Annotated in this window: 10 protein-coding genes; 8 read left to right on the forward strand and 2 right to left on the reverse strand. The window is 61.3% G+C overall.

What is annotated here, in order from left to right; translation table 11 throughout:
- Positions 1 to 9 precede the first annotated feature (9 nt).
- Entirely contained in the window at positions 10 to 1,305 is a 1,296-nt protein-coding gene (locus L0Y14_RS16030) for a citrate synthase (RefSeq protein ID WP_006475431.1), read from the reverse strand.
- A 37-nt stretch (positions 1,306 to 1,342) separates the two neighbouring features.
- On the reverse strand, positions 1,343 to 2,263 hold the full coding sequence (gene mdh / locus L0Y14_RS16035; RefSeq protein ID WP_006475430.1) for a malate dehydrogenase: 921 nt from the start codon (positions 2,261 to 2,263) through the stop codon (positions 1,343 to 1,345).
- 255 nt (positions 2,264 to 2,518) lie between these two features.
- Here mdh (L0Y14_RS16035) and mdh (L0Y14_RS16040) point away from each other — a divergent pair, with 255 nt between their 5' ends.
- The 8 genes from mdh (L0Y14_RS16040) (at position 2,519) to L0Y14_RS16075 (ending at position 13,279) form a co-directional block, all read left to right on the forward strand.
- On the forward strand, positions 2,519 to 3,454 hold the full coding sequence (gene mdh / locus L0Y14_RS16040) for a malate dehydrogenase (protein ID WP_006475429.1): 936 nt from the start codon (positions 2,519 to 2,521) through the stop codon (positions 3,452 to 3,454).
- A gap of 10 nt (positions 3,455 to 3,464) precedes the next feature.
- Positions 3,465 to 4,091 (forward strand): 2Fe-2S iron-sulfur cluster-binding protein, encoded by a 627-nt coding sequence (locus L0Y14_RS16045; protein ID WP_005958505.1) that lies wholly within the window; start codon positions 3,465 to 3,467, stop codon positions 4,089 to 4,091.
- A 20-nt stretch (positions 4,092 to 4,111) separates the two neighbouring features.
- Entirely contained in the window at positions 4,112 to 5,731 is a 1,620-nt protein-coding gene (locus tag L0Y14_RS16050) for an FAD-dependent oxidoreductase (protein WP_005958506.1), read from the forward strand.
- 3 nt (positions 5,732 to 5,734) lie between these two features.
- Positions 5,735 to 6,988 carry a complex I 51 kDa subunit family protein gene (locus L0Y14_RS16055; RefSeq protein WP_005958507.1) on the forward strand — a complete coding sequence of 418 codons (1,254 nt, stop codon included), beginning with the start codon at positions 5,735 to 5,737 and terminating at the stop codon, positions 6,986 to 6,988.
- Between the two features lie 403 nt (positions 6,989 to 7,391).
- Positions 7,392 to 9,308, forward strand: a complete 1,917-nt coding sequence (locus L0Y14_RS16060; RefSeq protein ID WP_240991706.1) for a 2-oxoacid:acceptor oxidoreductase subunit alpha — start codon at positions 7,392 to 7,394, stop codon at positions 9,306 to 9,308.
- 12 nt (positions 9,309 to 9,320) lie between these two features.
- Positions 9,321 to 10,274 (forward strand): thiamine pyrophosphate-dependent enzyme, encoded by a 954-nt coding sequence (locus L0Y14_RS16065; RefSeq protein ID WP_005958509.1) that lies wholly within the window; start codon positions 9,321 to 9,323, stop codon positions 10,272 to 10,274.
- 33 nt (positions 10,275 to 10,307) lie between these two features.
- On the forward strand, positions 10,308 to 12,803 hold the full coding sequence (locus tag L0Y14_RS16070) for a ferredoxin (protein WP_006475426.1): 2,496 nt from the start codon (positions 10,308 to 10,310) through the stop codon (positions 12,801 to 12,803).
- 89 nt (positions 12,804 to 12,892) lie between these two features.
- On the forward strand, positions 12,893 to 13,279 hold the full coding sequence (locus tag L0Y14_RS16075; RefSeq protein WP_101841466.1) for a four helix bundle protein: 387 nt from the start codon (positions 12,893 to 12,895) through the stop codon (positions 13,277 to 13,279).
- The last annotated feature ends 3 nt before the right edge of the window (positions 13,280 to 13,282 follow it).

The following is a 13,282-nucleotide window of genomic DNA, read 5'->3' on the forward strand; positions in this document are numbered from 1 at the left end:
CCGCTCCACTCAGCGCTTGTCGAGTGGCACATAGTCACGCCGCGGCGCACCTTTATAGATCTGCCGCGGGCGACCGATATTCTGCAGCGGATCGCTCATCATCTCCATCCAGTGGGCCACCCAACCCACCGTACGACCGATGGCAAACATCACCGTGAACATGTTGTTTGGGATCCCCAGCGCCCGGTAGATAATGCCCGAGTAGAAGTCGACATTGGGATAGAGCTTGCGCTCCACGAAGTACTCATCACTGAGAGCGATCTCCTCCAGCTTCAGCGCCAGCTCAAACATCGGATTGTTGCTGTCGGCGAGTTTCTCCAACACCTCCAGGCACATTTCCCGCAGGATGCCGGCACGTGGATCATAGTTTTTGTAGACCCGGTGGCCAAAGCCCATTAGCCGAAACGTATCATTCTTGTCCTTCGCCTTGGCGATATATTTATCGATATTGGCGACATCACCAATCTCCGTCAGCATGTTCAGCACCGCCTCATTGGCGCCACCATGGGCCGGCCCCCAGAGCGAGGCGATACCAGCCGCGATACAGGCGAAGGGGTTGGCCTGAGAGCTGCCGGCCAGCCGCACCGTGGAGGTGCTGGCGTTCTGCTCATGGTCCGCATGCAGGATGAACAACAGGTTGAGCGCCCGTTCGGCCACCGGGTCGGGCTGATACTCTTCACAAGGGGTGGCATACATCATGCGCAGCAGGTTGCCGCAGTAAGAAAGGTCATTGCGGGGATAGACGATCGGCTCACCGATGTTGTGCTTGTAGCTGGCCGCCGCAATCGTCGGCATCTTGGCGATCAAGCGATGCGCTGAAATCTCCCGATGGCGAGGATTATCAATATCGAGGGAGTCGTGATAGAAGGCAGAGAGGGAACCCACCACACCCACCATGATCGCCATCGGATGAGCATCGTAGTGGAAGCCGCTGAAGAAGTTTTTCAGTGTCTCGTTGAGCATCGTGTGGTAGGTGATCAGGTGATCAAAACGCTGCAGCTGCTCTGCATTTGGCAACTCGCCGTAGAGCAGGAGATAGGCCACCTCGATGAAGTCAGCCTGAGCCGCCAGTTGCTCAATCGGATAACCGCGATACTCCAACACCCCTGCCTCACCATTTATATAGGTGATGCGGCTCTCACAGCTGGCTGTGGACATAAAGCCCGGATCGTAGGTAAAGATCCCGCTATCCCGATAGAGCCTGGAAACATCGATTGCCGGCGGCCCCTGCACCGACTCCCTCACCGACAACCTGATCGATTCCCCTGCCGCTTCATCCTGCAGTAAAAAATATTTCTCTGTCATCATTCATCTCCCAGGAAATAGTTTCCTTGCCAAGCCACTACAACCTGGCGATATCCGCCCGCACCGCCGCCGCCGAGGCCTCGAACAGCGCCATCTCTTCCGCAGTCAGGCCCAGATCGACCACCAACTCGACCCCCACCTCGGAGAGCACACAGGGCACCCCCATCGCGATTTTTTCAGCGCCATATTCCCCCTGCAGAATCGCCACCGTCGGCATGATGCGCCGGCGATTGTTGGCGATCGCATCAATCATCGAGGTGATGGCTGCGGCAGGGGCATCGTAGGCACTGCTGTTCTTGCGCAGCGAGAGGATCTCCGCCCCGCCGTTACGGGTCCGTTTGATGATCGCATCGATCTTCTCGCGACTGATGAAGTGCTCGATGGGAATACCGTTGATGGTGCAGAAACGGGGCAGGGGCACCATCGAATCACCATGGCCACCTAGCACAATGGTGGTCACGTCGCGGGAGGAAAAGCCGGTCTCCATCTCGATGAAACTGGCCATACGCGAGGCATCCAGCACCCCGGCCTGACCGAACACCCGCCCGCGCGCCCAACCACTGCGCTGCCAGGCGCGGAAGGTCAGCACATCCACCGGGTTGCTCACCACCAGCATCATCGCCTGCGGCGCATACTGCAGAGCATTGTCGACAATGCCGTCGATCACACCCAGATTCACCTCCAATACATCGGAACGCGACATGCCTGGCTTACGCGGCACCCCGGCAGTTACCACGATCAGATCCGAACCAGCCATCGCCGCCGGGTCGTTGGAGCCGGAGACCCGGGTATCGAAACGGAAGAAACTCGAGGTCTGCAACACATCCAGCGCCACCCCTTGGGGCGCATCCTCGCGGATATCCACCAGCATCACTTCCCGGCACAACTCGGCCTCGGCCAACATCTGCGCGGTGGTCTCACCGACTCGGCCCGCACCCACAATAGTAATTTTGTTCATTGTTATTCCTTGCTTCACAAACCCGCTCTCCAATAATAGCCACGATCAGCACGGCAGACGGTCATAGCAGCAGGCAGCATTTTTTACCCCCCAACCCGGTTGGGTTATGATTGGTGGTTCGCGCGTCTTGGGGCAACGTTGAACGATACGCCCCCTCTGCCGAAAAACACCGACTTCCCTATGATTTCGGCACTTTTCGGCCAAAGATGCCCGACAGATGCGGACACAAGTAGAAGAATCCTGAGGAAGTTTTTAATGTCGAGAAAGAAGATTGCGCTGATCGGCGGCGGCCAGATCGGTGGCACACTCGCGATGATAGCGACCCAGAAGGAGCTGGGTGATGTCGTGATTATCGACCTACCGCACCTGCAAAATCCGATGAAAGGCAAGGCTCTCGATCTGATGGGCATGCGCCCGGTGGACGGCGTCGATGTTGAACTGAGCGGCAGCGGCGAAATGGCAGCGATCGCCGGTGCCGACGTGATCATCGTCACCGCCGGCGTGCCACGTAAACCGGGCATGTCGCGCGACGACCTGCTTGATATCAACCTGAGCGTCACCAAAAAGGTCGCCACGGCAGTCAAGCAGCATGCCCCGGACGCCTTCGTGATCCTCACCACCAACCCGCTCGACTCCATCGTCTACGCCTTCCACAAGCTCTCCGGTCTGCCCGCGGAGCGCATCATCGGCATGGCCGGTGCACTCGACACCGCCCGCTTCCGCACCTACATCGCGATGGAGACCGGCCTCTCGGTGAAGGATGTCTCCTGCCTAGTGATGGGGGGCCATGGCCCCACCATGATCCCGGTCACCCGCACCGCCAGCGTCGGTGGCATCCCGCTCACCGAATTGCTGGATCAGGAGACGATCCAGCGCATCGTCGAGCGCACCCGCAACGCCGGCACCGAGATCGTCGGCCTACTTGGCAACGGCAGCGCCTTCTACAGCTCCGCCGCCGCCGCCATCGAGATGGCCGAGTCCTACCTGAAGGATAAAAAGCGAGTGATCGCCTCCGCCGTGCTATGTCGCGGCGAATATGGCGTCGACGGTTACTTCATGGGCGTGCCCTGCGTGATCGGCAGCGGCGGCGTCGAAAAGGTGGTGGAGTTCAAGCTCACCGCCGAGGAGCAGCAGATGTTCGAGACCACCCTGGAGGCGGTCAAGGCGAGCGTCGAGCGCACCGGACTGTAAAGAAGCCACTATGAACCAATCGAGCGACAAGCTGGTCAGCCTCAGCATCAATGGCAAGGAGATCTCCGCTCCAGAGGACCACTCGGTGATCCAGGCCCTCTGGTATGCCGGCTACCCACGCGTCAAAAGCGTTGGCTGCCTGGAGGGGGTGTGCGGCTCCTGCCGGGTGATGGTGCGCCGCGCCGACAGCCCCGAGGTGAAGATGGAGCTAGGCTGCCAGCTGTTGGTGGAGGAGGGCATGCAGGTCAACTTCCTGGTCTTCCCGACCCCGACCCACCACGCCTACCAACTCGACGACATCAAGAACTCCTGGGAGGTGCAGGCCAGGTTCCACCAGATCTTCCCTGAGGCCGAAGCCTGTCGTCACTGCAGTGGCTGCAACCAGTCCTGCCCCAAGGGCATCGAGGTGGAACGGGGCGTCGAACTGGCCTCCAAGGGGCGCTTCCGCGAGGCCGGTGAGCTGTTCGTCGAGTGCGTGATGTGTAACCTCTGCCTGACCGCCTGCCCAGAACACATCTCCCCCAACCATGTCGGGCTATTCTCGCGCCGCGTCACCGCCTACTTCCACATCCGCCCCTCGAACCTGATCAACCGACTGGAAAAACTGCGCAAGGGCGACCTGCAGGTTACCTACTGAGCCCCAGCTCCGGAAACAACATGGCCAACGGCATCCCCTACAGCGAAGCGCTCAAGCGCTACACACCACTCAAATTCCGCGACCCGTCGACAGACAAGACCCCAACCCAGGATCTGCTGCGTGAGTTCCACCCAGACCACACCGAAGGCTCGATGGTCAAACTGCAGGTCGGCCCCAACAAGGGCAACACATGCCACCATCAGCTGGCCCAGATGCTGCAGTCGGATGCGCGTATCGACGAGGCCGATCTGGCCGGTGCCAACATCTGCGAGACCGATGTACTGGTGATCGGCGGTGGCGGCGCTGGCTGTGCCGCTGCACTTGAGGCCTCACGCAGCGGTGCCAAAGTGACACTGGCGACCAAGCTGCGCCTCGGCGACAGCAACACGGTGATGGCGGAAGGCGGCATCCAGGCCTCGGTGGAGAAGGGCGATACCCCGCAAATGCACTTCGATGACACCCTCAAGGGTGGCCACCACTATGTCGACCGCGAGCTGGCGGCGCAGATGGTGCTGGACGGCCCGGAAGTGATCCGCTGGCTGATCCAACAGGGCATGCAGTTCGACCTGGACAAGTACGGCGAGCTGCTGACCCGCCGCGCCGGCGGCACCTCGGCGCCACGGGTGGTCTACTATCGCGACTACACCGGCCTGGAGATGATGCGGGTACTACGCGAGGCGGTCAGCAACAGCCCAGTCGAGGTAAGAGACTACAACCCGGCGGTGGAGCTGCTCTCCAACGAACATGGCGAGTGTGCTGGCGCGGTGCTCTCCTCCCTGAAGAACTGCCGCTACACCCTGGTGAAAGCAAAGGCGGTGATCCTCGCCAGCGGCGGTATCGGCCGTATGCACCTTAACGGCTTTCCCACCTCCAACCACTTCGGCGCCACCGGCGACGGCCTGGTGCTCGCCTACCGCCTCGGCGCGAAGCTGCGTGACCTCGACTCGTTCCAGTACCACCCGTCAGGGCTCGCCTTTCCACAGCACCTCGCCGGCACCCTGATCACCGAAGGCGTGCGCTCCTCCGAGGCCTACCTGCTCAACGCCGCCGGCGAACGTTTTGTTGAAGAGCTGGCGCCCCGCGATCATGTCGCCGCCGCGATCATCCGCGAGTGCCGGGAGGGCCGCGGCATCCAGGTCGACGAAAAGACCGTCGGCATCTGGCTCGACACCCCGGGACTGGAGCTGCGCAAGCCCGGCATCCTGCAGCAGCGTTTCCCCAAACTACTGCAGCTGGGACAGAAGAGCGGAGTTGACCCGACCCACACCCCGCTGCTGATCTACCCCACCCTGCACTACCAAAACGGCGGCGTGGTAATCGACAAAAACGGCGCCTCCAGCACCTCCGGGCTCTACTGCATCGGCGAGGTCTGCGGCGGCATCCACGGCAAAAACCGGCTGATGGGCAACTCACTGCTCGACATCATCAGCTTCGGTCGGCGCGCCGGCCAGCATGCCGCCGAACAGAGCCACGGTAGGCCCCACACCAAGATCTCCATCGAGCACCTCAGCAGCCTGCGCCGCGAGCTGATGACCGCAGCCATGCCGATGGATCATAAGGGGCCACTGCTGTTCCCCGAGTACGCCAAATTCGACGCCGACGCTGACTACGACGGCCTGCGGCGCCACAAACAGAGGTAGATCATGGCTCGATCCAATCAAGTGCTGCTGCACGAATCGATCCGGGTTGGCGCCGACTTTGACGCCTGGCACACCGCTGGTGGTGGTGAAGGGCTGCAGATAGCACTGCTGGAGACACCGGACAAGCTGATTGCGCAGATCGAACAGGCTGGCCTGCGCGGCCTCGGCGGCAGCGGCTACCCGACCCACAAGAAGTGGCGCTTTCTCGCCGCCCAGCAGGATGCCACCGACAAATACCTGATCGTCAACGGCAACGAAGACGAACCCGGCACCTTCAAGGACCGTATCCTGCTCAGCGAGACCCCGCATCAGGTAATCGAAGGGGCCTGCATCTGTGCGCTCGCCTGCGGCATCAACCGCATCATCTTCTACATCAACCCGGAGCAGCACGACTCCCTCGAACAGATGCGCAAGGCAGTGGCCCAGTGGGAAGACTCCGAGCTCTACTTCTCGCTGGCGAAACAGATGGGCAAGCCGATCGAGCTGAGCGTAATGGAGAGCTCCGGCCACTACATTGGCGGCGAGGAGACCGCAGCGATCGAATCGGTGGAGGGCAACTTCCCGTTTCCGCGCGGCAAACCGCCGTTTCCCGCCGAGTCCGGGGTGCATGGCTACCCGACCCTGGTCAACAACACCGAGACCCTGGCCAATGTGCCTCACATCATGCGCCACGGCGCCGACTGGTTTCAGGCACTGGGGATCGGCGCGGCCACCGGGACCAAAATCTACTGCCTCAGCGGTGACGTACTCAGACCCGGCGCCTACGAATTGCCCATGGGCACACCGCTAGAGCAGCTAATCTTCGAGCATGGCGGCGGCATGCTGGTGGGCAAGGAACTGAAGGCAGTCTTCACCGGCGGCCCTTCCAACACCATCCTCACACCCAAGGACCTCGACGTACCGCTCGACTTCGAATCGGTGACGGCGCGCCGCTCGGCGCTCGGCACCGGCGCGATGATCGTGGTCTCCGAGGGCACCGGCATCGTCAAGCGGGTCACCGAGTACGTCAACTTTTTTGCCGACTCTTCCTGCGGCCAGTGCCCGCCCTGTAAGACCGGTACCTACTACATCTCACTGCTGCTGAGCAAGATCGACACCGGGCAGGGCAGCCAGGCCGACCTGGAGTCCCTCTACGACCTCTGCAAGGTATTGCCGGGAGCCGGGCGCTGCCACCTGCTTGATGGCGCAGTCAAGGTACTCGAAAGCTCCCTCTACCACTTTCGGGATGAGTATATGCAGGCGATCGAGCCCCGCTAACATAGATTCCATGCGTCTTGCCCAGAAATTTTACCACTTCATTATATTCGTCGAACATCCACGCAATTTGTGGGCTTATGCCAGCAAAATACACAAACATGCATAAAACAATCATTAGGCAATAAAAAAATATTTGACCGGGCGGGTGATTGTTTGCCATATTTCCCGGCTCAAAATTTATACAATCCAGCTCCAGAAGGCCGTGCTCCTGGCAACCGCCCCGAGCCGGACGGCTGTCCACACCCGCCGATGTGGCGCATTTGTTTACCATCCCCGTGGACCATGCCAGATCCTAAGGCTGAGAGGCCGGACTGGCCCGCTGGACAGAAACAGTTAAGCGCTTATGCGGCGGGATCGGGGCCAGGCCTCACTCCCAGCCAAAACCGAAAATTCAGGGTGGCTTATGACTCAGCATGCTGATGGCGGCCAGAGCGTCGTCCAAATGGACGAATTCGAAGGCAATAAAACCGCCACAAAGATCGACGAACATATCGTTGAGATCGTCTCAGACTCCGGCGAGGGCGCCCAGAAATGCGGGCAGACCCTCGGTTCTGTTAGCGGCAAGATGGGCAATGGGGTCTGGACCGTAGAGATCATCCCCGCCGAGATCCAGCCCCCGGCCCGCTCACCAGCCGGCGCCTCCGGTATTCGCGTTCGGATCGGCTCCGAGCGCGTCACCAATATGGGTAACGAGGCCGATCTCGTGGTCGCCTTCAACGAGCAGGTGCTCTACTCGCGTATCGCCAATGGCGCCTACAAGAGGGGCTCCATCGTGTTGCTGGAGAACAAGTGGAAGAGCGACCCGCAAGAGAAGATCCAGGAGCAGTACAACACCGCGATCAAGGAGCTCTCCGAACACGGCTTCATCGTCCATGAGATACCGATGGAGGAGGAGTGCCTGAAGATCGTCGCCAATGCGCGCAAGGGCAAGAATATGTTCGTGCTCGGCATGATCTGTGAGATCTACAGCCGGGATGCCGACCTGGCCCGCAGCGAGATAGCCGCCACCTTCGCCCATAAAGGCGAGAAGGTGATCAAGCCAAACATCGACCTGTTCAACTCCGGTTATGAATATGCCCGCAACAATATCCCCTACAGTTGGGAGATTGAGCCCAAGGCGCTCACCGGCGAAGAGAAGGTGCTGGTCTGCAACGGCAACCAGGCGATCGGTCTCGGCGTGATGGCCTCTGGCATGGACATGGTATCCATGTATCCGATCACCCCAGCCACCTCCGCCTCTCACTATATCGCCGCCATCTACGACCAAGTCGGCGGTTTCGTGCACCAGGCAGAGGATGAGATCGCCGCCATCGGTTTCGCTATCGGCGCCTCCTACGCTGGTAAGACCGCCTGCACCATCACCTCCGGCCCCGGCATGGCGCTGAAGACCGAGATGATTGGCCTGGCGGTAATGTCGGAGATCCCGCTGGTGATCATCAACGTGCAGCGCGGCGGTCCCTCCACCGGTCTGCCGACCAAGGTGGAGCAGGCGGATCTGCTCTCCTCCCTCTACGGCATGCCCGGCGACGCACCGAAGATCATCATCGCCCCCGCCACCATCGAGGAGTGTTTCCACTTCGTGATCATGGCGCGCAAACTGGCGGAGACCTTTCGCGGCCCGGTGATCATGCTCACCGACGCCAACCTGGCCACCGGCGTGCAGCCCTGGAACCGCCCCGAACTGCAGGAGGAGTGGCTGGCAGCGCCGATCGACCAGTCGCCTTGGGACCCCAACGTGCCCGCCTACGACTGGGATGAGGAGACTGGCCTGTCGCAGCGCCCAATCCCAGGCCAGCGCAACGGCATGTACGTCCTGACCGGCCTGTCACATACCAGCCGCTCCAAGGTGGCCTACGACTCTGATACCCACCAGACCAGCATGCACATGCGCAGCCGCAAACTGGCCGCGCTGCAGAAGACCCTGAAGAAGCCCGAGGTGCACGGCGACGAGCAAGGCGACCTGCTGATCGTCTCCTGGGGCTCCACCATGGGCGCCGTGCAGGAAGCGGTCGACCTGCATCGCGCCGAGGGCAAGAGCGTCTCCCAGCTGCACCTGCGCTTCCTCTCGCCGATGGAGCCGCATCTGAAGGAGATCTTCAGCAACTACAAGAAGGTGATGACCATCGAGATCAACTACAGCGACGATCTCAGCCACCCGCTCATCACCGAAGAGAATCGCCGGCTGGCCCAGCTTGCCATCATCCTGCGCGCCCAGACCCTGGTCGACATCGACTGCTGGTCGGTGGTGTATGGTCACCCGCTGCAGCCCGGCATGCTCTACAACGTGATCAGCGGCAAGCTCGCTGACCTGAACAACTAAGGAGGAGTCAGCATGTTTGGATTGAAAGCAGACTGGTCTCTCGAAGTCTTTGAACGCTACTTCACCCTCGGCGACTACGCCGGCGGTGAGGCCCGCTGGTGCCCCGGTTGTGGCGACTTTGCAGTACTCAACGCCACCCACCGGGTGCTGCGCGATGCGCAGATGCCGCCGGAGAAGAGCGTCTTCGTCTCCGGCATCGGCTGCTCCAGCCGCATGCCCCACTATGTCGGCACCTACGGCTTCCACGGCCTGCACGGCCGTGCCCTGCCGATAGCCAATGGCGTCAAGTCACGCCGCCCCGACCTCGACGTCTGGGTCGCCACCGGCGACGGCGACTGCTTCTCCATCGGCGCCGGCCCCTGGATCCACGCCATGCGTCTCAACATGGACATGGTAGTGCTGATCTTCGATAACGGCATCTACGGTCTGACCAAGAAGCAGACCTCTCCCACCACTCCCACTGGGATGAAGACCAACACCCACCCCAGAGGCGCACTGCTGCCGCCGCTGAATCCGTTGACCACCACCCTGAGCATCAGCAACGTCTCCTTTGTTGCCCAGGTACCCGACTGGAACCCGCCGATGCTCTACGAGACGATCAAGGCGGCCCACCAGCATCGCGGCACCAGCTTCGTGCGCATCTTGCAGCGCTGCCCGGTCTTCTCCGATGAGTTCTGCAAACCGATGCAGGAGAACCCGGAGCAGATGCTGGTGCTGACCCACGAGAACGGCATCCCGATGGACGATTCGGTGTTGCGCGTCTTCAAAGAGACACAGGAGCACGACCCGGCCGACTGGCTCGGCGCCATGGCGCTGGCCCACGACACCACGCGCATCCCGCTCGGCCTGCTCTACCGCAATCCAGACGCGGTGGTCTACGAAGATCTCTCGGCCCAGGGCCTGGAGAAGACCAACGAAGAGAAGCTGGCGGCCATTGACAAGGCTATCGACGCCTTCTCCATCTAATAACAAAACCGTTCCAGGGCAAGGCAGCGCGCTATGAACGCAGAACCCAATGCACCCACCGCCGGCAGCGCAGGCTCTGCCCTGCCGGCACAACCGCCCGCCATCAAAGATGCCGAGGCGAGCAAGGATATCCTCTACACTCTGCGCCACTTTCATCTCGGCAACCCGGGAGTGCAAGAGCAGCTGGAGCCCTTTGGCGACGATTATCTCCCCGCGCTGCTGGCCCCCTACCGGGATGCCTCCCGTCTGCGCTACGACTACCCCCTGTTTCTCTACCCTGTAGCTGAAGACGGGCAGGCAGCTGAGGCTGCCGAGCTGGCTAAGCCCCTTAGCCAATTTCTCAGCGAAACGCTCGAATCAGTTGCTCCCGGCGCAGACAATGCCCGCATCCTTAAAGACAACCTGCCGCGCATTGAGCAGGCGCTGCGCCAGGCCACCAAGGACGATGAAGCCCCAGTGCCTGCCCGCCCGCTGTTACAACAGCTCGGCGAACAGATGGTGCAGCAACTCGGTCTCGACAGCGACAGCAGCGCCCGCCTCAGTGACGACCTGGAAAAGCTGCTGGAGGCGATCCCGGATGGGGGACAACTGCTCGCCTATGGTCGCCACCCGGCCATCCACCTGCTGATCCATGTGATCCGCCATCAGGTGATCCCACGTCAGGCGCAGTTTCAGGAACAGCTTCAGGAACAGATCCTCGGACTCGGCCGGCTGCTCAATATCGAGAAGGAGAAATCCGATTCAGGGCGTAAACCGGAGCACCTGAAAGAGAGTGTTGGCGGCAGTGCTGAGCTCTTCGATGTCAACGCACTCTCCCAGGTAATGGACCACTCGCAGGGTTCGGTCGGCATGTCCGCAGAGCGCCGAGAGCGCGTGCAGACCGCCCTCGAGATCCTCAAGGAGTACCGCCAGGAACCCACCCTGGTGCGTTTTGTCCACCTGAAAGACCTGGATAGCACCATCTTCAGTGACATCGAAGGTTTCGAGTCGGTGGTCTCCGACGACCCATGCACCACCGCCCAAGATCTATTCGACCAAGAGGCAGCACGCCTCGCCAAAGTATTTGCCGCCGCGCGGATCGCCCAGCTCGAGATCGACGATCTCTACGACGCCTCGATCCACGATCCCTGGTTCGCCAGTTTCAACTGGGAGGCCTTCTCCCAGCACGAGCTGCTACTGGTGCCGGCGGTGATCGCCCTGGAGACCGCTTTGCGCGTCGCCAACCAAGCGATGCCACAGTTCTCACGGCTGCTCAACTCCGGCCGGCCGGTGCAGATCATGGTACGGGTGCTGGCCCACGCCAATCCCGGCCGCGACACCGAAGAAGACCCCTTCGCCCACTTCCGTACCGAACTCGGCTATCTGGGCATCGCCCACCGCCAGGCGGTGGTCGGGCAGACTTCTGCAGCGCGCCATGAACACCTCCTGCAACAGTTCACCACCGCTTTCAATGCGACTCGCACCAGCCTGCATCTGATCAACATCGGCATGCGTCCGCTGGGGCAGGGGGTCGGGCTGAACGCCTGGCTGGTAGCCGGCGCCGCCCTGGAGGGCCGGGTCCACCCCTTCTTCCAGCTCAACCCGGCGCAAGGTGACAGCTTCGCCGAGCGGGTCGATTTCAGCGGCAACCCCCAACCCGATCGCGACTGGCCGCTGCACGAGTTCAATTACATCGACAACGACGGCGAGGTCATCAAGACACAGAGCGCCTTCACCTTTGCCGACTATGCACTGCTAATCCCGCGCCTGCATCGCCACTTCACGCCGGTGCCATTGGTCTGCGAGTCGGACAATCTACTGCCGATTGCCGACTACCTCGCGCTGCCACAGCAGCAGACCGATGCCTACATCCCTTATGTCTGGGCGATCAACGCCAACGGCGAATTGCGTCAGCTGGCGGTCAGCCTGACCCTGGTCCACGCCTGCCGCGACCGCCTCAACTACTGGCACAGCCTGCAGGAGATGGCCGGCATCGGTAGCAAATATATCGAGAGCGGCATCGCCAAGGCACGCGCCGAGATCCAGGCCGCCGCCGATGCCGAGCGCGCCGAATTGCTGGCCGCCCACGAAGCTGAGATCAACAGCGTACGTGCCGAGGCCGCCAGCGAGGTGATGGGGCGCCTCACCGAGGTACTGATGGGCATGGATCTCACGGGCGCCACACCGCGCATTGCAGCCACTACCCCGGTACAACCCAGCCCGGCTGCAGCGGATGTCAGCGAGCCGACGGCTGAGGCGGAGGCGCCAGACGAGGCGGAGACAGAGGAGGAGATCGGCGGTTACGAAGACCCCTGGATCGACAGCCCACTCTGCACCAGCTGTAACGACTGCCTGGCGATCAACCCACTGGTGTTCGTCTACAACGATAGCAACCAGGCCTACATTGCTGACGCCAGCGCCGGCACCTTCGCCCAGATGGTGGAAGCGGCAGAGATCTGCCCCTCCGACTGCATCCACCCGGGCAAACCACTCAACGACGCTGAGCCCGGGCTAGATGAGCTGATCGAACGGGCGGCAGCGTACAACTGAGCGGCAGGCTGAAACAGGTATCAAGTCAGAGATAGCGCGAGATTGTATGGCTCTTGTTGAGAGAGCAACAGGGAATCGAGGCAGAGAAGATGCATAAGCAGGTGGCAGTCGAGTTCGAGTGTGCAGAGGTCTGGATCCGCGCCACGCAACTCAGTACTGACATCTACCTAGAGCTGATCGACTGCCAGGACTTCGACTTCTGGGACCAGATAACCCAGATCGGTCATGCTATCGCCTCCAGCATCGCTGAGGGACGTGCGCGCACTGCCTTCAACGACTGCGCCGACCATCTGGTTTCGGCCCGCAAGGCCTGCAGAGAGCTGCTCCGGCAGATCGAGACTGGCCAAAAGATCGAGCACATCGAACCATCGATAGGTGATCAATGGATCTCCGAGACACGACAAATCACGGCTATGTTGACGGCGCTGGTGACAGCACTGCTGACGGCAAGGAACAACGCATTGCAGCCAGCATGAGCC

It is taken from the genome of Candidatus Endoriftia persephonae (assembly GCF_023733635.1).
Lineage (GTDB): Bacteria > Pseudomonadota > Gammaproteobacteria > Chromatiales > Chromatiaceae > Endoriftia > Endoriftia persephonae.